The sequence below is a fragment of the Myxococcales bacterium genome, assembly GCA_016716835.1.
Classification (GTDB): Bacteria; Myxococcota_A; Polyangia; order Haliangiales; family Haliangiaceae; genus JADJUW01.
Genome location: JADJUW010000001.1, coordinates 2,078,940 through 2,100,719 on the forward strand (window position 1 = coordinate 2,078,940; position 21,780 = coordinate 2,100,719).

The 21,780-nt window shown below is 63.5% G+C and carries 18 protein-coding genes and 1 tRNA gene; 6 read left to right on the plus strand and 13 right to left on the minus strand.

Going from position 1 to position 21,780, the window contains the following annotated elements:
• Positions 1 to 218 precede the first annotated feature (218 nt).
• The 3 genes from IPL79_09210 to IPL79_09220 are packed head-to-tail and all read right to left on the minus strand — an operon-like array spanning position 219 to position 3,590.
• Entirely contained in the window at positions 219 to 1,433 is a 1,215-nt protein-coding gene (locus IPL79_09210) for an OmpA family protein (GenBank protein MBK9071162.1), read from the minus strand.
• Positions 1,434 to 1,443: 10 nt separating this feature from the next.
• The gene (locus IPL79_09215; protein ID MBK9071163.1) at positions 1,444 to 2,949 is read right to left on the minus strand and encodes an SDR family oxidoreductase; all 1,506 of its coding nucleotides are present in this window, start codon (positions 2,947 to 2,949) and stop codon (positions 1,444 to 1,446) included.
• Entirely contained in the window at positions 2,940 to 3,590 is a 651-nt protein-coding gene (locus IPL79_09220; GenBank protein ID MBK9071164.1) for a hypothetical protein, read from the minus strand. The genes IPL79_09215 and IPL79_09220 overlap by 10 nt, the downstream gene beginning before the upstream one ends.
• Before the next feature lie 78 nt (positions 3,591 to 3,668).
• On the opposite strand from IPL79_09220, the gene IPL79_09225 reads away from it, so the two are divergent.
• The 4 genes from IPL79_09225 to IPL79_09240 are packed head-to-tail and all read left to right on the plus strand — an operon-like array spanning position 3,669 to position 7,720.
• A complete protein-coding gene (locus tag IPL79_09225; GenBank protein MBK9071165.1) occupies positions 3,669 to 5,021 on the plus strand; it encodes a protein kinase in 1,353 nt (450 codons plus the stop codon).
• Positions 5,022 to 5,048: 27 nt separating this feature from the next.
• Entirely contained in the window at positions 5,049 to 5,570 is a 522-nt protein-coding gene (locus tag IPL79_09230; GenBank protein ID MBK9071166.1) for an asparaginase, read from the plus strand.
• Positions 5,571 to 5,580: 10 nt separating this feature from the next.
• On the plus strand, positions 5,581 to 6,705 hold the full coding sequence (locus tag IPL79_09235; protein ID MBK9071167.1) for a PAS domain S-box protein: 1,125 nt from the start codon (positions 5,581 to 5,583) through the stop codon (positions 6,703 to 6,705).
• Positions 6,698 to 7,720 (plus strand): sigma 54-interacting transcriptional regulator, encoded by a 1,023-nt coding sequence (locus IPL79_09240; GenBank protein MBK9071168.1) that lies wholly within the window; start codon positions 6,698 to 6,700, stop codon positions 7,718 to 7,720. Before IPL79_09235 ends, IPL79_09240 begins: the two co-directional genes overlap by 8 nt.
• A gap of 9 nt (positions 7,721 to 7,729) precedes the next feature.
• On the opposite strand, the gene IPL79_09245 is transcribed toward IPL79_09240, so the two are convergent.
• The 8 genes from IPL79_09245 to lexA form a co-directional block, all read right to left on the minus strand.
• A complete protein-coding gene (locus tag IPL79_09245) occupies positions 7,730 to 8,356 on the minus strand; it encodes a CPBP family intramembrane metalloprotease (GenBank protein ID MBK9071169.1) in 627 nt (208 codons plus the stop codon).
• 34 nt (positions 8,357 to 8,390) lie between these two features.
• Positions 8,391 to 8,471: transfer RNA gene (locus IPL79_09250), tRNA-Leu, on the minus strand.
• A 103-nt stretch (positions 8,472 to 8,574) separates the two neighbouring features.
• Positions 8,575 to 10,194 carry a hypothetical protein gene (locus tag IPL79_09255; GenBank protein MBK9071170.1) on the minus strand — a complete coding sequence of 540 codons (1,620 nt, stop codon included), beginning with the start codon at positions 10,192 to 10,194 and terminating at the stop codon, positions 8,575 to 8,577.
• A 40-nt stretch (positions 10,195 to 10,234) separates the two neighbouring features.
• A complete protein-coding gene (locus IPL79_09260; protein MBK9071171.1) occupies positions 10,235 to 11,887 on the minus strand; it encodes a SpoIID/LytB domain-containing protein in 1,653 nt (550 codons plus the stop codon).
• Between the two features lie 71 nt (positions 11,888 to 11,958).
• Positions 11,959 to 13,149, minus strand: coding sequence for a serpin family protein (locus IPL79_09265; protein ID MBK9071172.1), 1,191 nt, complete (start codon positions 13,147 to 13,149; stop codon positions 11,959 to 11,961).
• 397 nt (positions 13,150 to 13,546) lie between these two features.
• Entirely contained in the window at positions 13,547 to 14,074 is a 528-nt protein-coding gene (locus IPL79_09270; GenBank protein ID MBK9071173.1) for a thioredoxin family protein, read from the minus strand.
• A 214-nt stretch (positions 14,075 to 14,288) separates the two neighbouring features.
• The gene (locus IPL79_09275; protein MBK9071174.1) at positions 14,289 to 16,493 is read right to left on the minus strand and encodes a hypothetical protein; all 2,205 of its coding nucleotides are present in this window, start codon (positions 16,491 to 16,493) and stop codon (positions 14,289 to 14,291) included.
• 160 nt (positions 16,494 to 16,653) lie between these two features.
• Positions 16,654 to 17,364, minus strand: a complete 711-nt coding sequence (lexA, locus tag IPL79_09280) for a transcriptional repressor LexA (GenBank protein ID MBK9071175.1) — start codon at positions 17,362 to 17,364, stop codon at positions 16,654 to 16,656.
• Positions 17,365 to 17,517: 153 nt separating this feature from the next.
• Between lexA and IPL79_09285 the strand changes: the two genes are divergently transcribed.
• Together IPL79_09285 and murJ are read left to right on the plus strand one after the other, a co-directional pair.
• Positions 17,518 to 18,114 carry a hypothetical protein gene (locus IPL79_09285; GenBank protein MBK9071176.1) on the plus strand — a complete coding sequence of 199 codons (597 nt, stop codon included), beginning with the start codon at positions 17,518 to 17,520 and terminating at the stop codon, positions 18,112 to 18,114.
• On the plus strand, positions 18,111 to 19,685 hold the full coding sequence (murJ, locus tag IPL79_09290) for a murein biosynthesis integral membrane protein MurJ (GenBank protein ID MBK9071177.1): 1,575 nt from the start codon (positions 18,111 to 18,113) through the stop codon (positions 19,683 to 19,685). Before IPL79_09285 ends, murJ begins: the two co-directional genes overlap by 4 nt.
• A 14-nt stretch (positions 19,686 to 19,699) precedes the next feature.
• On the opposite strand, the gene IPL79_09295 is transcribed toward murJ, so the two are convergent.
• A complete protein-coding gene (locus IPL79_09295) occupies positions 19,700 to 20,416 on the minus strand; it encodes a type II secretion system protein (protein ID MBK9071178.1) in 717 nt (238 codons plus the stop codon).
• Between the two features lie 127 nt (positions 20,417 to 20,543).
• A complete protein-coding gene (locus IPL79_09300) occupies positions 20,544 to 21,728 on the minus strand; it encodes a hypothetical protein (protein ID MBK9071179.1) in 1,185 nt (394 codons plus the stop codon).
• Positions 21,729 to 21,780 lie beyond the last annotated feature (52 nt).

Sequence of the window (21,780 nt, forward strand, 5' to 3'; positions counted from 1 at the left end):
ACTCGTGGCCCAGGAGTTGTCTTGGCGCGCGATTTGCTGCAAGCGCCCGAAAGTAAAACCAGCATGAATACGGTTACGCCACAGCACCGACGCCACACTGAGCGTTGAGGCACGGTGATGCATCCCGGCGTCCGGCTTCGTGGCGTAGGGGAGTAAGGCATTCGTCCGTCGCTGAGTGAGTACAGCAAAAACCGTGCCGCCTTCTGTTCCTAGACGGCTTACTGGTCGTCCATTTGCAAGGCAACCTGCCGCGGGGTAGCCGGCTCGTCGCCGGCGGCCTGTTCGCCACCCTTGCTGTCAAGGCGCATGCGGGTACCCGCGACGCCGCGCACTTGAAGTTCGGCGCGGACGGCCTCGGCTCGCGCGCGCCCAAGCTTCTCGGCGGCGGCAACATCGGGCTCGTCATCCGTGCGCGATACCTCTTCGGCGGAGACGTAGCCTACGAGGCGAATCCGCGCGCTGGGATACTTTGCCATGATGGCCGCAATGGCGTCGAGACGGCGCGACTTGACCGTAACCTCATCGCTGCCGCGCGTGAAGGAGATGCCCTCGATGGGCCCCATCACTAGCTCGAATTCGCTCGGCAGGACATCTGGGCAGCCGTCTTCATCCTCAAAGCCATTGAGGTTTTCAGCGATGCTCTTGCACTTGTCGATGTCGTCGAGCACGCCATCGCCGTCGTCGTCAATATCGGGGCAGCCATCGCCATCTTCATGGGCGTCTTGATCTTCTTTGCCGCGCGGGCACTGATCGTCTGCATCGACCACGCCGTCGCCATCGGTGTCGGCAGCGATCGGCGCCGGAGGTGGTGCGGTTGTTTTTTTAACCAACCTATAGCTAAAGCCGACCACGAATTCCCACTCGCTGGTCACCGCGTCTGGTTCTCGCGCCAAGGTGAGCAAGTGCCGCGCATCGAGCCGGAACGTCAGGCGGTCGCGCGACCAAGCGACGCCCAGCCCAGCGACGCCCGACACTGATACCTCAGAGCCAAAAATGCCGCGCGCCGCCGATAGCGACGTCGGCATGTCGACGCCCAGGCTCACCAAGCCGCGCACGCCCTTGCCACCGGTGTTCCAGGTCGCGAGCGCCCGCGGCGCAAACCAAAACACCTTGACGTCGCGTTCCTTGGTGGTGGTCGGGGCGATGGGCAGCTCGCCTTCGATCCACAGCGAGCGCATGATGCGCCAGGTTACGCGCGGGCTTATGACCGCTGTCGGCGCAAGCGGCGGCACGGCGGGGTCAAACGCTCCCAGCGCCGCGTCGTCGGAGAATATTCTAGCCCCAAAAAACAAACCGAGGTCGATCTTTTTGTCGATCGCGGGCGGCGGCGAGGTCGGCGTCGCGGCCTTGCCTTCGGCCACCACGTCACTTGAGATCGCGAGCATGGCCACGAGCCCGATGGCGACCCGGGCGGCGCAAAACGTCTTTTTCATCGTCGCCAACCTACCACGGCACCGCGCGATAATCTTTCAAGAATTTGCCCCACACGTGGTGCCCGGTGTTGTAGCCAACAAACGCCGGGTCCAGCACGCGCGCGGCCCCGTCGACGATATCAAGCGGTGGATGAAACCCATGCTCGTGTTGCTTGCGTGCCGCCAGATGCACCGGATCCTCGTCGGTCACCCACCCGGTATCGACGGCGTTCATATAGATGCCGTCGCGGACGTAGTCGGCCGCCGAGGTGCGGGTGAGCATGTTGAGCGCCGCCTTGGCCATGTTGGTATGCGGATGCTTGTCGGTCTTCCATTTGCGATAGAACTGCCCCTCCATCGCCGAGACATTCACGATGTGGGCATCGCGGGTGGGCACCTGCATCATCAAAGGCTTGAGCCGCGCGTTGAGCACGAACGGCGCGATCGCGTTGACGAGCTGGACCTCGATCAGCTCGTTGGTGGGCACCTCGTGTAGCCGCATCCGCCAGCTATTGAATTCGCGCAGGTCGACCTGCTGCAGGTCGGCATCGCGGCGGCCGGCCGGAAAAAGATGATCGCCGCGCAAGGCATCCTCGGGCAACATGGGTACCTGCGACAAGGCCGCCGCTGCCTGCGCGTCATGCCACGTCGCCAGCACACCCTGCTGCGCCGCCGGCAACGCCAACCACGCCGCCTGTTCATCAGCCACGAGATGATCGTAGAAGCCGCTCGGCCGCCGCACGGTCTGACACGCATTGTTGATCAGCAAGTCGAGACGCGGCAGCGTTTGCAACATGGTCGCCGCAAAGTGCTCGACGCTTGGCGTATGGCGCAGGTCAACGCCGTGCACCTGCAGCCGCGCGGCAAATTGCGCGAAATCGGGCTCGGCGCTGTAGCGCGCGGCGGCATCGCGCGCAAAGCGCGTCACCACCACCACGTGGCAGCCCGCGCGCAAGAGCTTAAGCGCGATGTAATAACCGATCTTCACCCGCGCGCCGGTAACGATGGCATAGCGCCCCGTCAGATCGCACGTCTGGTGGCGTTTCTCCCAGTTGAGCGCCGCGCACGCCGCACACATCGAGTCGTAGAAGTGGTGCAACGCATCAAAGCGGGCCTTGCACACGTAGCACATGCGGGCAGCCGCCAGCCGCATCGCCTCGGCCGCGACGTCATCGTCGCCATCGACCTGATCACCGACGTCGGCGAGCGCCGTGGGTGCCGGCACGGGCTCCCCCAACAAGCCACCTTCGGGCAACGTCGGGGTGTAAACCGGCAAGGCGCGCAACTCGCGAATACCCACCTTCGCCAGCAGCACGCCATCGGCCGCGCGCTTTTGCTGCCGCCTCGCGCGCGCTTGCGCTTTGACAAAGGCCTTGCGCTCATGCTTGGCTGGGCGCGACAGCTGGCCACACACCGTCAGCAAGCGCGCGCGCTCGGCCTCGTTTAGCGCGACCAACGCCTGCGGATCGTCCGCGAGCTGTTCGAGCAGGGCCAGCGCCCTCGCCGCGAGCGACGCAGGCGCATCAGCTACGGACATACAGGCAACGGCTCGTCGTGCGCCTCGGCGAGCGCCTTGGCAAAGCGCTGCTTCATCGAGGCTTTCATGTCGCCCGTGGTCGCGCGGATGGCGCTGAGATGCTCGATGTATTGCAGCTCGGTGACGTCGGCCGAGAGCTGATGTAGCTGCACCGAGCCCTCGATGAGGGAGATGACCTCATTGCCGAAGGTTTTCTGATAGCGAATGAGCGCAAACTCTGGCGTCTCGGCGACGCCTTCGATGGTGCCGTAGCGAAAATTGTTTTGCCATTCGACCGTGATGATCTCGTTGCGCACGTAGTGCGCCTCGAAGCTAAACTCATAGGCCGGTTCAACGTCGGGCGTGATGCTATAGCTGTCAACGGCACAGCCGCCGACCATGGTCTCGGGGTTCTTGAGCGCGGCCCACACCCGGGCCGCGGGCGCGTTGACATAGCCGCGGCCGTGGACCCACATATAGTCGTCGTCGCCCTCGACCAGCGCCAACGTTTCGCTATAGGTCGCGCCGGTTTGGGTCGGGGCGACATTCTCTTCGAGCGGCTCAAGGCCCGCCGGAAATTCCGTCGCAACATTGTCGTAGCACCCCGCGGTGGTGCTGGCCGCCATCATCGCGAGGAGCAATGCGAAGGATATCGGACGCATACAGAATTGATAACACCGGCCGGAGATCTGCACCAATTTGTTCACGGCATACTGTTTGCAATAGCTCCAATTACCCGTATGGCCGCTCCAAATCTACATAAATTCAATTGGTTACAAGAGGAGCAAGGCGTCGATGGTGAGGTCTTTGGGCCATACGTGGTGACAAGACACCTAGGCTCGGGCGGGACATCGACCGTCGACGAAGCGGTTCGACAGGGCGCCTACGGCTTTGTCCAGCGCATCGCGCTCAAGCGCGTACTGCAAAATCTTGCGGCACACCCAGACTTCACCGCCGCACTCATCCGCGAAGGCAAGCTGGCGAGCCATCTCAACCATCCGGGCATCGCCAAGACGTTTGACCTTGGCTGCGTCGCCGGCACCTACTACATCGCGATGGAATTGGTGACCGGCATCGACCTGCGTCGCATCTTGGTTCGCCTCGCCGAACGTCGTCAAACCATGCCGCCGGCGATCGCGCTGCACCTCTTGTCGCAGATCGTCGATGCGCTCGACTACGCGCACACGATTACCGATAGCGCCGGCACGCCGCTTGGCATCACGCACCGCGATGTCTCGCCGGCCAACGTGCTCGTCGGGTTTGACGGCATGGCCAAGCTCATCGATTTTGGCGTCGCCAAGGCCACCGCGAGCATGTTTATGACCACCAGCGGCAAGATCAAGGGCAAGTTCGCTTACATGGCGCCCGAGGCGATGGCCGGCCGCGTCGATCACCGCGTCGATTTGTTTGGCGCCGGCATCATGGCCTACGAAATGCTCACCGCGCGCCCGCTGTTCGCCGCGGCGTCGGACGTGGAGACGATTCAACGCATTAAGAAGTGGAACCCGCCCTCGCTCGTCAACCAGGGAATCTCGCCCGAGTTTGACGCGATCATCGCCAAGGCGTTGGCGAAAAACCCCGACGAGCGTTGGGCCACGGCCGCGGCGATGAGTGCCGCCATCGAACACTTGCGGCGTCAGCGCGACATGGCCACGTCGCAGGCGCAGGTTGCTACCTGGCTTGCCAGCCTTGATGACGTGTCGCCCCCGCGCAAGATCACCACGGCCATCACGATGTTGGCTAAAACGCCGCCAGCCAATGAGAGCGCGTGCGCCACCGTGCGCATGGATATCGCGAGCATCATGTCGGCCGCAGGCGCCTCTCTTGCGACGCCCGCGGTGACGGTAGCAATGGTCGTCCCCACGCCGGTGGCGCTGGCGGCCGCGCCACGTTCGCTCGCACCACCAGTGATACCACCCTCGCCGGCACGCAAGGCAGCCGCGCCTCGCCCACTGCCCGCCAACGTACCGGGCGCAACCATCATCGCGCGCCACAAGCCACCGGGTGCGATGGCGCGCCTTTGCTGGCGCGGCCTCGCCATCTGTGGCGGCATCTTCACGGGATTCGCGATCGCCTATACGTTGCTTAACTGAAACCGGTGTACGCTTAAGGTCGCCGCCATGAAACAAAAACGCATTGCGCTGATCTCGACCGGCGGCACCATCGAGAAGACCTATGACGAGCTATCGGGGGTGCTGGCAAATCACCTCTCCGTGCTCGATGTGATGTTGGCCTCGCTCGAGCTGCGCGGCGTCGCGATCGAGCGCCACGCCCTCATGAACAAGGATAGCCTCGAGATGTCTGCCGCGGACCATCAGCTCATCGCCGACACGGCGACACGGCTCTCACAAACCTGCGATGGCGTGGTGATCGTGCACGGCACCGATCGGCTCGCGCAGAGCGGCGAACGCGTGCACGAGGTGGCTGCCGGCGCCGGCGGTCCGCGCGTGCCGATGGTGCTAACTGGCGCGATGCGGCCCTATGAGCTGCGCACCACCGACGCGCTGCAAAACCTCACCGAGGCGTTGCTCGCGGTGCAGCTCTTGTCCCCAGGCGTCTACGTTTGCATGCACAACCGCGTGCTCGCCTTTCCTGGGGTCACCAAGGACAAGCAACTCGGCACCTTCGTCAAGGCACCATGAGGCGCCCCTAATGCCAAATACGGTCCATCCAAGCCACTACCTCGACGAGTTGCTGCAAGCGTTCGATAGCTTTGAGTTCGCGCTGATGGTGTTTCAGATCAAGGCGGGGGTCACCACGCGGTGGTTCGTCAATCGAGCGGGCGCCGCCCTCACGGGCTATACCCCAGCCGAAATGATGAGCCTGCCCATGCTCGGCACGGTCATGCCGAGCGATCGCGGGCGCGTGGGCAAGCTGATGCACGAGGCCTCGACGGGCCAAGCGCAAGCGGGCGTGGTGGCGATGGTGGTGCAGCACAAGCTTGGCCATCGGATTCCCGTCGAAGTCTCTTTCGTCGTTCAGCAACGCGCCGAGGACACGCTCATTTTCTCATGGACGCGCGACATCAGCGCGGAGAACAAGCAGCAGCTCCGCTTTATTGAGGCGGATCGTCGCCAGCTCATTGCCAACATCGCCAGCGGGCTGGCGCATGAGGTCTTCAACCCGCTGACCTACGTCCAGCTCAACATCGGCCGCATCCAGCGCGCGCTCGATGTCGGCGACGACACCTCGCGCGACCAGTTGCGCACCTTGCTCGCCCAGATCGATCACGGCCTGTCGCGCGTGATCGATACCGTGCAGAAGGTGGGCGAACTCACCGGCATGCACCCCGTCGAAGCGACGACGTGCTGCTTAGTGCGCGTCGTGCAAACCGCGCTGGCGCTGCTTGAGCCCAACATCTTGGCGCGAGCCTCGGTAACCTCGGACCTCCTCGCCGCGCCCATCGATGTCATCGGGGAGCCAAGCCGGGTCGGCCAGGCGGTATTTAACGCGCTGCTATTTGCGGCGGGCGACGGTGGCTTGCCCGAGGCCCGACGCGAGGTAGGCGTGCGCATGTACCGCGAGGGGGATTTTATCGTCTTGGCGGTTAGCGACAATGGACCGTCGCTCACTGATACCGAGCTGGTCCACGTATTTCAGCCCTTCATGCCCACGGGGCGCTCCGCCGAGGGCACCGGCCTCGCGGTCGCGCGCGGCCTGGTTGAACAAACCGGCGGCTACGTCTATGCCAGCAGCGCGCCGCCAGGTGGTGTTCAAACCAAGCTAGCGTTTCGCGTCGCCCCTGCAAATGTGCTACCGTCCGCCGCGGATGCCTGACGAAATCTCGCTGCTCGCCCCGCTCACCAACACTGGCACTGGCGGCGGTGAAAAACTTCAAATCCGGCGCGTCTATCTCGAGGTCTCGGAAGGCGCGGATGCCGGCGTCGACTATACCGCCACCAGCGGCCGGGTCGTGATTGGCACCGGCGATGGCTGCGATTTGCGGCTGACCGACGGGACGGTGTCGCGCTACCACTGTGAGCTCGTGGTGCAGGCCAACGGCACGGTGCGCGCGATGGATCTGGGCAGTCGCAACGGCACGCTGGTCGATGGCGTGTGGGTCGAGCGCTGTCTGCTGCACGAAGGCGCGGTGATTGCGCTGGGCAACGCCCGCCTACGGTTTTCCGGCGAGCATGGCTGGCTCACGCTCGAGGTTTCCGCGGCGGCCAAGTTTGGGCCATTGCGCGGCATCAGCCTCGTCATGCGCCGGGTCTTTTTTTCGCTCGATATCGCGTCACAGAATCTGCGCCCCGTGCTCCTCGAGGGCGAAATCGGCACCGGCAAGGAAGCCGCGGCCATGGCCATTCATGCAAATTCGGCGGTAAAGACCGGCCCGGTGCGCGTCATCGATTGCGGCCGGCTCAGCGACGAGGTGAATGCCACGGCCAACGGCACCGGGTTGGCGTCGGCGCCGGGTGGCACGTTGGTGCTAGCCAACGTCGAGCTCTTATCGCTCGAACAGCAAAAAATGGTGTCGCATTTGATTGAGGCGGCGCAGACGCGGGTCATCGCCACCACCACGCGCCCGCTTGGGCAAGAGGTCAACGCCGGCCGCATGCGCGGATCGTTTTATCGCCAACTGTCGCAGCAAACGCTGGTGATGCCCCCGGTGCGCGATCGCATCGAGGACTTGCCGCTGCTGCTCGACGAGGTCGTCACCAGCTTGCAAATGGACCCTGCGGTATTTGCGCAGTCGAGCCGCCACGGCAAGCTGCTCGAAAAATTGCAGCGCCATCGCTGGCCGGGCAATCTGCCCGAGCTGCGCGCCTATATTCGCACCGCGATTGCGTAGTTCGCTGCCCTACGCATCCGGCAGCGGGTGGGTGGGCGGCCGCAAGGATGGCTGCGCCGGCGTCGCGGCGATGAAGCGCAGATTGAGATAGTTCACTACGAAGTGCGCGGCGATGGCGGCGCCAATGTCGCCCACCCACAAGGTTAGCGCGCCGAGCACGAGGCCCATGGCGGTGGCCATGACGGTCCAGATCCAGAAGCGCCGGTCGGGGCCGATGTGCAGCAGGCCAAACAGGGCCGCCTGCCAACCAAGCCCCAGCCACGGCAACAGCGCACCGCGGAACAAAATTTCCTCCGCCAAGCTGCTGCTCACGGCGAGCATGACAATATCGCGATGACGCAAGGGACCAAGCACATCGCGAAAGCCATCGCGCAACCCCTGCAACCGCTGCCACCGCGCGGTGGCAAACTGCGAGGCGGCAACCAGCACAAGGCCAATTGCCACGCCGATGAGCGGCGAGGCCACGAGCCACGCCGTGCCGCGGGGCGCGCCGACGCGATAGACGTCCGCGCTGCCGCCAGCTGCGGCAATGATCACGCCCAAGATGGCAACGCCGGCGTAAAACGCAACCACCGCGGTCATCCGCGAGGTCGGCGCGCTATGCGGATGTTGCTGTGGCAGCTGCGGCCGATGCATGACGTGCCGATTTACCCGTATCCAAGTTTGGTTGTGCGCGAGGGGGGACTCGAACCCCCACAGTGTTACCCACTAGCACCTCAAGCTAGCGCGTCTACCATTCCGCCACCCGCGCAGGGTCAACTTGCGTTGAAGTCGTTAGGTAGTCGATTTGGTGTCGAATCGTCAAGGCCTGCGGCGGTAGATCCCGCGGCCGCTGATGAAATAGTGAACCTAGATCAAGGGGTTGGACGATTCGCGCCCATCGCGCCAAAGGCGGCCATCGTGGCCTTGGCGCTGGCGCTCGTCGCCGAGAAGCGCATTTGGATGGCGCCGCCCGATGCGCCGAAGCCGATTTCAATTGGCGCAAAGGGGCCGGGCATCTCTGCCGCAGGTGCGGGCGCGCCGCCCGCCGCCAGCATCATCGGCACAAAGGCCGTGAGGTCGTAAGCCATCACAAACGATTCCTTACGGTCACGGCCGCGCGCCAGCATCGCTTCGATTTCAGGGGCAAACGGTTTGGCATCGCCATCGGTTGCCGTGACCGCCGCAATGCTCGCGGCGATGCTCGATGGCTGACCGATCGGTGAAATCGCGGTCACCATATACTCACCAACCGCGGCACCGGAAAAGCTCGACTTACCCATCATATCGATCATGGGGTTGCCCTTGAGCACGGCCGCTTGCGGCGACGCTGGATCGACTTCCATGTGTTGATCGTAGCTCATTACGCCGACGCCGCTGACCGTGCTCTGGCGCACGTTGTCGTACTTCACGATAAGCCCGCTCGTCGACATGCTGGGCGCGCTCGCAAGCGCTGCCTGCATTTTTCCTAGCACCTCCGCCGCGGTTTTTTCATCGCCCACGCTGATCAGCGCCTGCATGTTAGTAACCGTCGTAAACGTGCCCGCAAACTGCATGTCATCCTGTTTCATCATCGCCTCCATGACGGGCATCCACGCGGACATGCCCGGAGACATCGACTTGACGTATTCCATAAATACGTCGCTATACGGTCCCATCGCCATCGAGCCCACCATAAACGAGCTCGCGCCGCGGCCCGGTACTTTGCGCAGCAGCGAGAAATCGTTGGGCTTCTGCGCGGCAGCGAGCGCGGCGAGCTTGCTCCCGGCCTTGGCATTGATGCCCATCACCCACGTCGCATCGGCAGCCGAGGCGCTGGCACTCATAAACACCGCGTCCGAGTCGGCGACCAACGCCTCCCACATGCCGCGGTACATGCCCGCAATTTGCTTTTGCTCTGCCGGCAACACGGCCTCCATTTGCGCAATGCCTGCTTCGATCTGCTTGCCGAACGCGGCGTTCACATTTCCCATGTAACCGGTCACCGTAAGCTCGGCAGGCGCGGCGTCCACCGTCAACTTGCCCCACACCCACGGGGCGACCAACTCGAGCGGCGCCTTGCGGCCGACCAGCGCGGTGCTGCCGTTCATGGTGACCAACACGTCGGTGCCGGCGCCTTCGCGCAGCGCCTTGGCGTCGGCAGCCGTGAGCACCAGCACGATCGCCGGGGGCGCACCCACCTGATGCACCACGACTGCGTGCAGCGGCTTGTCCCACGCCACACCCATTAGGGACATCGCGCCGGCGCCCTTCGCCAAACCCATTGCCACCATCGGGCTGCTGATCATGCCGCCGACGCCAGGCTTAAGCTCATTGGCAAACGCGGCGATGCCGGCGAGCGACTGATCGAGCGAGGCGACCGAGGCCACCGCGAGCACCTGCGACGGCATGGTCGTGCTCGTCGCCAGCTTGCGCGGCGCCTTCTCGCAGGCCCCCCACGCCAGCGCCATCGCGCATAAACCCACCACCGCCAACAACCGCTTTGAATGCTTCATGGCCGCGGGGCTACCACACGGTCACAACCGCTGCAACAGCCTAATAGAGCCGGTGCAAGTGCATGCCGCGGTAGTAATGCGACAAGATCTCTTGGTGGGTCTTGCCGGCCTCTGCCATGGCCGAGGCGCCGACCTGACACATGCCAACGCCGTGGCCAAAGCCGGCGCCGTTAAACGTGAAGGTTTGTGGCGCAGCGGCAGGTCCCGTGACGGCGACGACAAAGAGCGATGACTTGAGCCCACCGAACAGGCGGCGGATGGTTAGATCGCCCTCGACGATGGCGCTGCCGCCTTCGCCGACGACGCGCAGGCGCCTTAGGCGCCCGGAAACGCCGCGCTCGAGGGGCTCGAGCTTGCGCACCGCGCCGACCTGTGGGTACTTCGCGGCGACCATCTTCGAGAGCTCGGCGGCGGCAAACGTCTTGCTCCACCGCACATGTTCCTTGCCGCGGCTGCCGCGGGCGCACCAAGACGTCGTATCGCCGCGCTTTAAAAATGCGGCGACGTCGCCGACGCCAGCGGCCGGCCTGCTCGCAACGTCAAAGCCGCCGCGCAGCGACGGATCGGCCGCGCCGCCCCAAATGGTGTCGTTGTGTTCGCCATGGCCACCGCAACTTGAACTATAGCGCGCGTCGACGAGGCCGCCGCCATTGCGCAGCATGACCATGCCGCGCGTGTTGGCCACCGCTTGCGTTGCCTGCGCGGTTTCGTGGCCGGCGCCGGCATAGACCTGACACGCCTGGGTCGAACACAGCAAGAACGGATCGACGCTGCTGCGGCGTGTGACCTTGTCGAGCAGATCGGTGCGCGCGGCGATCGCTTGCGCCTCGAGTGCGGCGAGCGGCGCGTCGGCGAACATCTCGGCGGGCACGATGCCCGCGAGCAGCTTGTCCTCGGGCACTGCGTTGACGACGACGAGGCTACCGTCGTGCCCCACCGTGACAAAAATGCGGCCCCAATAACGGCGAGTTTCGCGGCGGCTGGTGAGCTGCGAGCCGCCGTGCCCAACCTTGACGTTAGCCACCGCAATCGTCTCGCCGTCGCGCACCGGCTCGAACCAAAGAATCGAGCCGTTGGTGATTTCGGCATCGCCGAGCGAGGCGACGATTTCGCCGCCCGGGCGCTTCACAAGCTCTTGGTAAGCCGAGGTCGTCACGCCAAATTTTTTGCTGACGTCGGCGGCAACGCGCGCCTGCAACGAAGCCTCGCGCACCGGCGACACCGCCACCACAATGCGGCGCGTATCGATAACCTCACCCTGCACCGAGACGATGGTGCCGGTCTCGAACGATTTTGGCGCCAAGCCGCGCGCCTGCCAGGCCGCCATCGCCTTGCCAAGGCCCATCTCGTCGCCGGCCTCTAGCGTTGCAACCACGGTCCACCAGTCGACAATCGATGCCGAGGTGTCTTGCGCGCGCACCGTGACCGCGAGCGCCTTGCGGTTCTCGAGGCGGCTGCCGCCGGCGCCGTCGGGCAAGATGCGCAGGCCGCCGGGCGCGGAAAGCGTCGCCGTCTTGTCGCCGCTGGCAATCTCGATGGTGATGACCGGCACGCCCTCGTCGCTAAAATTAAAGCGACTGGAATACAGCATCCGCAACTTGTCGGTCGCGGTAATTTCGTCCGCGCGCAGGCGGGCCGGTGTCGCCAGCGCCAACGCGCCAGCTACCAGGAGCGACCACCGGCGAGTTCCCATGCCCAACCGTATGCGGGGCGAGCCCCTGCGGCAACCTTTTTGCCGGCGCCACGGCGGGGGCGGCCTGCCCGTCAGCTAGGGTCGGCGACAAAGCCAATAAACAGCGGAATTCCCAAGGCATTGTCGCGGATCACGAACCAAAACGCGCGATTAATCACGAGCGTTTCTGGCACACCGGTCGGTTCGAATACCACGGCTGTGGCCGCCGCAGCCTCGGTGCCCTTTTCGTCGATGGTGACGAAGGCCTCGTGGACAATTTCCGCCACCACAAATTCTTGGTCGGCAATGCGATCTATGCCGCCATTGAACGGCGCGGTCATGCCGAGCGCTTCAAAGGCTTCGCGTAGCTTCACGGCGCTGCGAATCTCAAACTTCGGCAGCGACAGCGAGACGCCGGTTTGTTGCAGCTGCGCGGCGAGCGCCTGTGGCAACGCGCTGGCGGGCACCGGCGGCAGCGTCGCGGACTCGCAATCCTCGCCGTTAGCGCACGCAGGCATCACGACAACAAACGATAGATCGCCATGGCCATACGGGATCTCGACGACTTGCAAGGTGCCAAGTTCTCCAGCGTCCACGATCGCCGTGCTAACGGCGGATGTGCCGCGCATATAGGGCACCGTGCGCTGCACCGCGCCCGCAGTTGATTGCCCGAAAAATACGCCGTCAGACGTCAACGCCGCGTCAAACGTGCTGGCCCATGGCGCTTTGAGATACACCGCATTGACTAGTGTCAATTGGGTGTCTTCGGAGAGGATGCCCGACGGAATCAGCTCGGGAATCAAATCATTTGTTTGATCGCCGACCCAGCCATTAATTGACTGACGCGCCGCCTCGGTAGCACCGAAGTAGTCTACTGGATAGACGCCGGTATCGTACGACATGCTCATCTCGTCGAGAAATGGCGCCTTGAACTCGAGCCCTTCCTGTGGCCAAAGCGAGTTCACCACGTTGACCTGCTGGCCATCGACTTCGCCTTCCTGGCCGGGAAACAGCGGCTCATGATTCATCTCGAGCAGCGCGCCGGTGCTTTCCGCCATAAGGTCATGCAGCGCGCCTTGCGCGGGAAAGCCCATGGTTGCCTCAATGTGCGCCAGCGCGTCGCCAGAAGCCCCCGCGCTCGTCATCGCCAAGGCGAGCGATACCGACGCCGGCGAGTAGGCAAAATTTTCTTGTAGGGCCTTGTCGCCCGCGACCGCGCCGTAGACATCGATCGCGGCGGCGAGCTGCGCCTGCCACAGCGCCTTGAGATCGTCCGACGTCACATTGGCGCGGTTAGGCTCAAAGGGTTTTTCTGAACGCACCTCGTTTGGGCCGTTAGGCTGCGTGCTAGACGCGCCGCAAGCCACAGCGCTCAATGCCATCGCGGCGAGTGCGGAGGCGCCGAGGTGTCGACGCGTGGTGAAACTAGGCTTAAATCGAATTCTGTTTTGCATGTCAGCGACAAAAGCAATCATCGTGCCAGCGCACAGGCGCCTCCATCTCCCACCGCAGTAGCAACCTCAACCGCGCCGGGCCTCAGAAAACTGATGGGCTCATCAGATATTCGCACGGGCTCTCTCATGAGTTTCTTCGGCAGATAAGCCGCTCGCGGCGCCAATTAAGGTCACTTGGCCCAGGGTTGGGCCGATCAAGAAACGTCTTTTCAAAATCAGCGCAGGGCTAACGCGCGCGGCTGGGCGGCAGCAATGCCGCCACCCACGGCAAGAGCTCCGACGCCGCGCCCGATTTTTCGCCGAGCAGCCTGCCACGCGCATCGTAAACTTTGAGGTGCGGCACGCCAAAGCCGCGCGGCGTTAGATGCGTTATGGCGACGGGGTCGTCGACGTCTTCGATTTCCACCTTGCGCACCGCGATGTCATGCGCGGTCGCGAGGTCGATGAGCCCCGCCGAAATCGCCTTACACGGCTCGCACCACGGCGCCCAAAAATCGATCACGGTGAATTTGCCGGCGACCGGCACGATCTCCCGCTTGGTGCCCGCGACGCCCACCGCCGCGATATCGGGCGGGGCAGGCTCACCTGCGTCGACGGACGGTGCTACGACCGCTGGCTTGTCGACCGCCGTCGCCTCTTCGCGTGGCGTCAGCGTTGTGTCACCACTTTTGCTTCGACACGCGGTCATGAACGATAGCGCCAACATGCACCCAATGAGCTTCTTGGCCGTCGCTTTCAATTGCAACCCACGCATCGTCGCAGGCTAGCAAACTCGCGCCAAAAGAGCACAACTGATGTCCGACTAGCCCCTCTTGTACAGGGTCACTCCCGGCTCCAGATAACGCTTGAATTACAACATGTTAGATCAGGTGGTGCGTAGTCACCTTTCGCGTGAACGTGATCACGCAGTAGCGTAGCCAACTACTGGAAATGCCTATGGGATTTAGGGCAGGGAGTGACCCCAACGCTTATTGCGTCATCTGCGCGGCGCGATAGGCGCCCGAGAGCCCGGGCACAAACAATACGGCAAAGCGGGCGCCGCGCGTCTCGACGACCAGCACATAGCCATCGGGAGGTACCTTGCTCTCGCGCCTGTCGGTCGACACCAGCTTTTCGTAGTCGCTGGCGCTAAACAGCTGGTGGTTGGTTAGCGGATCGAGCTCGCGCAACATGGTGTTGTAGAAGGCCTCGAGCCCCGCCTTGGTCGTCGCCTGCAATTGCACGCCAACGGCGAATGGCGTCGCGGTGTTGGCGACGAGCCCCGCCACATCGCGCGCGCGCAACGCCGCAAGCCACGCCGTGCTTGCCGCCTCGGCTTTTTGCAATTGCGGCGACTTGCTCGCGCCTGTAGCGGCACCAGGCGCCGCCGCCCCTTCGCCTCCGGCACCAACACCACCGCCGTCGCCCGCATGGCCATGACCCTCGTGCGATTCCGGATCGTCGGGGATCGCGCCGTAAAATACCTTTTCGGCCGCCGACGACTCGCGGCCGGTATCTGCGGCCACGGTGCTACCGCGCGGCACCTCGGTCAGAATATAGGTTTGCGTATTAAACGTGCCGCAGGCGCGCCAATCGCGGGCAAAGCCCCAGCGCAAATGCACGCGATTGTCTTTCGAGCGAATCGCGCGCGGCGTGACGTCAAAGGGCGCTAGCTCGTACAGCGTATGCAGCGCCGCGACATCAAAGGCGGTGACGCCCGAGGTCCTGACGACGCCAAATTTCTCCAGGCTGCCATCGGGATTAATCGAAAGCTCGAGCTCAACATACAGCGATTCCTTGTTCATCGGATCGCTGTCGGGCCGGCGATCGAGCTCGCGCAGAAAACCAAAGCCCCACACCGCGTGGATGCGCCGGTGCATACGCGCGACGTAAACCGCAAACGGGTGCGCCTTGGTCTTGAGCGCGGTCTGATTGCCGGGCTTTATCTCAGGCGTGAAATTGTCGAGCGCCGAGCGAATGGCCTCGCTGGTTTGCGTGAACCGTCCCTTTTTTTGCGACTGTTTCTGCGTGGCGACCAGTCGCTCTTTTTCGGCGACCTCTTTGCCGACGATGCGTTCGTATTGATCTAGCCCTTCGATGCGCAAGCCTCGGCGACCCGGCGTGCCACGTCGGCGGCCATCGCCCGCCTCGCCTGTGGTAGTAATCGAGCCGCGCCCCGAAATGCCGCGCATGGCCATAAGGCCCTTGGAAAGCGAGCCCTGGCCCTGCTGGCCGTTTTCGCCCTCTTCGCCCGCGCGCTCGCTGCTCTCGCCGCGCGTTTCGCCCAGCGTCGTTTCGCGGCCGCGATCGGTAATCGTCTCGCGCGTCGCGAGCTCGGCGATTACCTCCTCGGCCCCACCAACGTCGGGCGACGTGGTATCAGCCGACGGCGTGCTCGCCGCGACCGCCCCTTTAGACTCGCGGGACAAATTCGTATCTGTAGCGCGCGTCTCCTCTTTGACGTCGCGATTTTCATCCGAGAGGTGCGTCGCGTCTTCGGGCGCGACCTCGACCTTGTTGTCGGGCGGCAACTCGACCATGCGCATATTTTCGGGCATGGGTGGAGGTGGCGGCGGTGGCGCTTGATCGGGCGGGGGTGGTGGCGGCACGATCAGCGCCAGCACGGGTATTTTTTTCTCGGGCGGCTTGACGAGTGCGGGCGGCGGCGCGAGCAACTTCTTGTCTTTCTGCTTTTTTTGCGCCAAGCGATCTTGTTCGCGCGGCAGCGCTACGTCGGCGACATCGACATTTACGATCGCCACTTCCTGCTCCGTGGGCCGCTTGGCGAACTTGACGACCAAGGTTGCCGAGGCTCGCGCCGGCACCGTAAATTTGCACGCCGTCACGTCGCGCGGCGAAGCGCCCGTCGACGCCCACGCGCGCTCGCTATAGCACTCCGCCACCGGCGACAGCTCATCTAGCAAGCGCGCCAGCCAGGTGCGCCGTCTGGGCGCGAGGTAGCCGCCAAATACCGAGGCTCGATCTGGCGTCGCCGTCATCGTCACCGTCTCGCCGGCGGCCAAATCCCACTCGCAGCTTCCGCCCTGGCAGACCATGATCGCGCCGCTGCTTCGCCTCACCAACACTTCGCCCTTGCCATTGCCAAGCAGCTGCAACTGCAGCCTTGGCGCCGGCGGCTCGCGCGTCGCTACGTAGGCGACGCCAACCACCGCGTGCAGGGTAAGCGAGACCATGGCCGCTTTTGCGGCGAATCGCTTCGCTAGCAGCCGTGGCACCTATCAGAGGTAGCAAACTTGTCGCCCCGCAACAAGCGACAAGTCTCCCGCGCGAGGCGGAACCTATCGAAACAATTTGATTTTCCAGGCAACCGCCGCGGCGGGCCCCCTGCCAGCGTTACAGCTTGCGGTAGACGCCGACCACGACGCCAATGATGTCAACCGCCTTGAACTCAGCGCGCCGCACCATGATGGGCTGCATGTTCGAGTTGGCGGGCTGAAACCGAATGTAGTCACCTTCGGGATAGTAGCGCTTCACGGTGGCTTCGCCTTCGATCATCGCGACGACGATTTCGCCGCGGCTCGCGGTTTGCGTCTTTTTGACGAACACATAATCGCCGTCGAAAATGCCGTCTTCAATCATCGACTCGCCGACGATGCGCAGGCCAAAGACGTCGCGGTGATTGCCGACCAGCGTGCGATCGACGCGCACGGTGTCTTGCACGTTTTCGACGGCCAGAATTGGCGCCCCGGCGGCCACGCGCCCCATAATGTGGATTTCGCAGAATTCGTCGCTGAGGTCATTGGCGGGCTCGGCACTCGCCTCGTTGCCATCACCAAAAACGCCAAATGGCAGGATGGTGCCGCGTGCAGCTCGACGCAGCGGCGCCACGTCGACGACTGGCCGCATCGCCCTCGACTTGAGGTCTTCGCGGCGCAAGTGGCCTTTTTTCTCGAGCGCCTTGAGGTGGTCGTTCACCCCGTTGGTCGAACGAATCCCAAAATGGGTCCCAATCTCACGCAGCGTCGGGGGATACCCGCGCTCCGTAATCGAGCTCGAAATGAAGTCGAGAATTTGCTTCTGCCTATCGGTCATCGCTTCAGCCATGTATGCCTCCTGCCCTGAACAGAAAGACGGTACTGAACAAGCACGCATGCTGTCAATTTAATCGAGATCTTATGTGTTCATCAGCTGGCGTGGGGCGATCGTTAGTTTGGACAAAATGTTGCGACCAGCGCCTGCGTAGGGCAATTTACCTACGTGTTTCGAATAGTTACGCTGCTAGTTGGCGCCGCGCTCGGCGTACTTGCGAGCAGTGATAACTCAAGTAGCCGCCTAACTGCTGCATATGATGCGGGTGACTTGGCGGCCGTGCAGGCCCAGGGGAGCATGCTAACCGCCGCGGCCTTGCGACCCGCGATCGACGCCGACCCGCCCGGCCTGCCAGCTATTTGGGCCGCGCCCTCAGCCATCGATCGCCACGCGCTCTTGTCAGCGCTTGGCCGTGCCGCCGGCCATTGGGATCATCACGTCGCCACCACGGCGGCGCTTTCGGCGCGCAGCATTGCACGCGAACTCGCCGCCGCGGAGCTCGAGACCGCCGAGGTGCTAGACGCCGAGCTCGACGAATGGATTGCGATGTATGGCGTGCTTGCCACCAACCCGCAACGCCGCAACGACGTCCGCGTCCTAGCCGCCGAGGTCGCGCTCGGGCTCGCGGCCTCCAGCGAGAGCCAACGTAACGCCGCCACCAGCTCGGGCATTATCGAGTCCTTTCGTACCTCCGGCGACGCCGAGCTGGTGCGCATCGCGGGCGACCTTGCGGTGCTGCTAACGCCTGCAACGGATGTCCGATGAGCGAACGCAGCATGGGCCGCAGCGCCGCGCTCGTCTCCGCGGCGACGATGTTGTCGCGCCTGCTCGGCCTCTTGCGCGAGCAAGCGTTTGCCGCGCTTTTTGGCGCCGGGCATGTCAGCGACGCGTTCAAGGTCGCCTTTCGCATTCCAAACTTGCTGCGCGATCTCTTCGCCGAAGGCGCGTTGTCTAGCGCGTTCGTCCCGGTCTTCACCAAGACGTTGCGCCACGACGGGCGCCCGGCCGCGTACGAGCTAGGCAACACCGTTTTTGGCACCCTCGCCGCCGTTTCGTGCTTGCTGATCGCGCTGGGCCTCTTTTTTGCGCCCGAGTTGGTGACGCTGATGGCGGGTGCCTATGCCGATACGCCGGGCAAGCTCGAACTCACCGTGCTGCTCACGCGCGTCATGCTGCCATTTCTCTTCTTCATCTCGATGGCCGCCGTCGCGATGGGCATGCTTAATTCGCAGGAGCGCTTTGTCGCGCCCGCCATCGCGCCGGCGCTGTTTAACGTCGTCGCCGTGCTCGCGGGGCTTTTGCTGTGGGCGACGCAAACCGGCGGCAGGACGCTGGCGCTTGGGTGGGCCATCGCGGTGCTCCTCGGCGGCGCGGTGCAGCTGCTGGTGCAATTGCAACCGCTGTGGCGGCTTGGCTGGCGCCCCCGGCTGCGCCTTGATTTGCGCCTGCGCGGCGAAGGCATGCATCGCATCGCGTGGACCATGGCGCCCGCCGTGCTGTCGGTCGCCGCGGTGCAGGTCAACGTTTTTGTCAACACGTCGTTTGCCTCGCACGAGCCCGGCGCGGTGTCGTGGCTGGAATTTGCGTTTCGCTTCTTGCAGTTGCCCATCGGCGTGTTTGGCGTCGCCATCGCCACGGTTGCGACCGCGCGCTTTGCCGCCGCGGCCGCGGATGCCGACCTGCCGCGTCTGGCGGCCAACGCGCAAAGCGGCCTGCGCCTGGTGCTGTTTCTCACCGTGCCCTCGACCATCGGGCTGGTGCTGCTCGACGAACCGATCATTCGACTCATCTACGAGCACGGGCGCTTCTTGGCGAGCGACACCGCCGCCACCGCGCTGGCGCTTAGATATTACGCGGTCGGCTTGGTCGCGTACGCCGCGGTCAAGGTGCTGGCGCCTGCGTTTTACGCGGTCGGCACGCCGCGCTTTGCGGTCATCGCCTCGCTGGCCGCCGTCGCCGGCAACATCGCGGTCAATTCGCTGCTCTATCACGCCTACGGCTACAAGGTGCTCGCGCTTGGCACCGCGATCGCCGCCTTGCTCAACGTGGCTATCTTGTACGCGTTTTTTTGTCGTCGAATCGCCGGCCTGGCGCACCGCGAGCTAGCGGCCTATGCGCTAAAAATCCTCGCGATGGCCGCCGTCATGGGCGCGATGGCGCTTGGATCATATTATCTACTCGACGCGACGCTTGGCGGCGCCAAGCTTTGGCATCAAGTGCTGCACGTGCTCATCCCCGTCGCGCTCGGCGGCCTCACGTATGGCGTGCTCGCGGCCATCTTCAAGGTCCCCGAGTTCGAACAAATTACGACGCGCCTGCGTCGTCGTGGTGACTAACACGTCGTCGTCGCTCAGTTTCCCCAGTTGTCGCTGACGTGGATCGACCCGGTCATCGAGACGGCAATGCGATGCAGCTCGGGCCTGCCGCCGATGTTATGGAAATAGTAGGTAACTGGGTCGCAGGTACCATTGTGATAGCACCAAATCTCCATCGCCTCTGCCGGCCCGCCCATCCACATCAACTTCGAGAATCCCTCCGCCTGGGTAAACGCGGTGTCGCAATACATGGGATTGTCATCAGGAGGACCTTGGCACGTCACGCCGCGCGTAATATCAAACGACTTGCGCGCGTATAGCTGGGCCAAGCCATCTCGACACCCTTCACCCTCACACTCAATTGGCGACATCTGGAGGTAGCCCTCGCGCCATCGTTCAAAGGCAGGGTTGCCGCCTGGCTTGAGCAGCTCGGTAATTACCGCAAAATACGGCGTCCACTGGTCGTTGCACGTGATGCCGTCCGGCGGGTTGCTACCGCAATACCGCACCTCGATTCGAATCCGCCCGCGCACATCCGGAGGATAGCCGGCATTTTGTGCGTCGAAGCTGGTGGCGGCGCTGCGCATACGGTGCGCTTGCGATACGGCGTCGACCATGGTGTCGCGCGCCTCCCTAGAAAAATTGGGCGTGCCGCCGAAACTAATCGCCATCAGCGAGAGCCCGCCGACGACGGCCACGGTGACAAGCAACTCGGTGAGGGTGAACCCAGCTTGGTGCGTGACATCGGGCATAGCGAGTTAATGATAACCCAGCGCAGAATTAAGGCATCCTCGTTTGAGAGGTCTGCGAAGATTGTTCGTGCCACACATATCGGCCACCGCCCTACATGTGTTCCTGCTGGCCTACGCAAGGAGCGTGTCACTGCATTAAATTGCAAGGCAGCAGCGTCTGCGAGCCGCAAAAAATGCGTGAGATCGTCGTGGCGGCGTTGCCGGCGCGATCAAACGCGTCGACGTCAAGTTGGTAGGAGTTGGGCGGGAGATTCTTGCTCCAGATCCCTGTCGTGCTCGGCGTGTCAACCGTGTTGCATGGGACGTCAGAAACGACGATTGAGTTGGGCAACTCAATCAGCGTGCACGAGAAGGTGACCGATTCATCGGCGGAAAACGGAATGGTATGGGTGGTTTCCGTGCCAAACGCTAGGTCAGGCGCCGTCCGATCGACCGCAAACACCACCGTGCTGTTAGTGACATTGCCGAGCACGTCCTGCGCAGTCACTTTAAATGACACGCTGCTAGCTTCGGCCAGTGCGCCGAGGTTGGTGGAGACCGAGCCGGGCAAGGTGGGCACCGTGCCACACGGCACCGCGACGCTGTTCTTGGCGCAGGTGAGTGTGGCCGCCTCATTTACTTGGTAATTCACGGTTACCTGCGCCGCCTTCGTCGCACCGTTGTTGGTGGGCGAGATGAAGGTGACCACCGGGCCGGTTGCATCGAGCATCCACGCCGCCGAGTTAGACAGCTCTTCGCCGCTACCCGTCAACGTCGCGTCGACGCGGAATTCGTGGTCGCCATCAGCGAGGGCTAGGCTGGTAAAGGTGCCGCCAAGGTTGTCAGCGTCGGGCGCGCAGGCGACGAGCACGTCGTCGAGATAACAAAGAAACGACGCGGCGCGGTTGGTCGCAAACGCCAGCGTGGCGACGGCTTGATTGGTCTCGGCCGCCGGCGCGGTCGTAAATTCGAGCGCCGCATCGCTGGTGTTAATAGTCCATTGCAGCTCGGCAGGCGTCGGGTCGACGTTGCCGGACTCATCTACCGCACGCACCGCGAAGGTGTGCGCGCCATCAGCTAACCCAGTTACGCTATGCGGGCTGGTGCACGTCGTAAACTCGGCGCCGTCAACGCTGCATTGAAACACCCCGGGCTCGGAGCTGTCGAACGCTACTTCTATATCGGCAAAGGCACTGGTCGCGCCGTGCTGCGACGTAATGATGGTATTGGGCGGGTCGGTATCCTGGTCCAGGCTTACTTCCTCGCAAGCCGTCAGCGCGACCGCGGCAACACATGTCAGACTTAATGCTATAGTGCGGCATCGCGAGCTCATCGGCGAAGGGTACGATCTTCACCACCCCGGCTCAAGCATGGAATCTCTGCGG

What these genes read in the sequence shown, in the direction of transcription:
- IPL79_09230 (MBK9071166.1), top strand. Translation starts at nt 5,049, where the DNA reads ATGAAACAAAAACGCATTGCGCTGATCTCGACCGGCGGCACCATCGAG.
- IPL79_09295 (MBK9071178.1), bottom strand. Translation starts at nt 20,416, where the DNA reads ATGCCCGATGTCACGCACCAAGCTGGGTTCACCCTCACCGAGTTGCTT.
- IPL79_09210 (MBK9071162.1), bottom strand. Translation starts at nt 1,433, where the DNA reads ATGAAAAAGACGTTTTGCGCCGCCCGGGTCGCCATCGGGCTCGTGGCC.
- IPL79_09275 (MBK9071174.1), bottom strand. Translation starts at nt 16,493, where the DNA reads ATGGTCTCGCTTACCCTGCACGCGGTGGTTGGCGTCGCCTACGTAGCG.
- lexA (MBK9071175.1), bottom strand. Translation starts at nt 17,364, where the DNA reads ATGGCTGAAGCGATGACCGATAGGCAGAAGCAAATTCTCGACTTCATT.
- murJ (MBK9071177.1), top strand. Translation starts at nt 18,111, where the DNA reads ATGAGCGAACGCAGCATGGGCCGCAGCGCCGCGCTCGTCTCCGCGGCG.
- IPL79_09220 (MBK9071164.1), bottom strand. Translation starts at nt 3,590, where the DNA reads ATGCGTCCGATATCCTTCGCATTGCTCCTCGCGATGATGGCGGCCAGC.
- IPL79_09215 (MBK9071163.1), bottom strand. Translation starts at nt 2,949, where the DNA reads ATGTCCGTAGCTGATGCGCCTGCGTCGCTCGCGGCGAGGGCGCTGGCC.
- IPL79_09270 (MBK9071173.1), bottom strand. Translation starts at nt 14,074, where the DNA reads ATGCGTGGGTTGCAATTGAAAGCGACGGCCAAGAAGCTCATTGGGTGC.
- IPL79_09300 (MBK9071179.1), bottom strand. Translation starts at nt 21,728, where the DNA reads ATGAGCTCGCGATGCCGCACTATAGCATTAAGTCTGACATGTGTTGCC.
- IPL79_09240 (MBK9071168.1), top strand. Translation starts at nt 6,698, where the DNA reads ATGCCTGACGAAATCTCGCTGCTCGCCCCGCTCACCAACACTGGCACT.
- IPL79_09245 (MBK9071169.1), bottom strand. Translation starts at nt 8,356, where the DNA reads ATGCATCGGCCGCAGCTGCCACAGCAACATCCGCATAGCGCGCCGACC.
- IPL79_09255 (MBK9071170.1), bottom strand. Translation starts at nt 10,194, where the DNA reads ATGAAGCATTCAAAGCGGTTGTTGGCGGTGGTGGGTTTATGCGCGATG.
- IPL79_09225 (MBK9071165.1), top strand. Translation starts at nt 3,669, where the DNA reads ATGGCCGCTCCAAATCTACATAAATTCAATTGGTTACAAGAGGAGCAA.
- IPL79_09235 (MBK9071167.1), top strand. Translation starts at nt 5,581, where the DNA reads ATGCCAAATACGGTCCATCCAAGCCACTACCTCGACGAGTTGCTGCAA.
- IPL79_09260 (MBK9071171.1), bottom strand. Translation starts at nt 11,887, where the DNA reads ATGGGAACTCGCCGGTGGTCGCTCCTGGTAGCTGGCGCGTTGGCGCTG.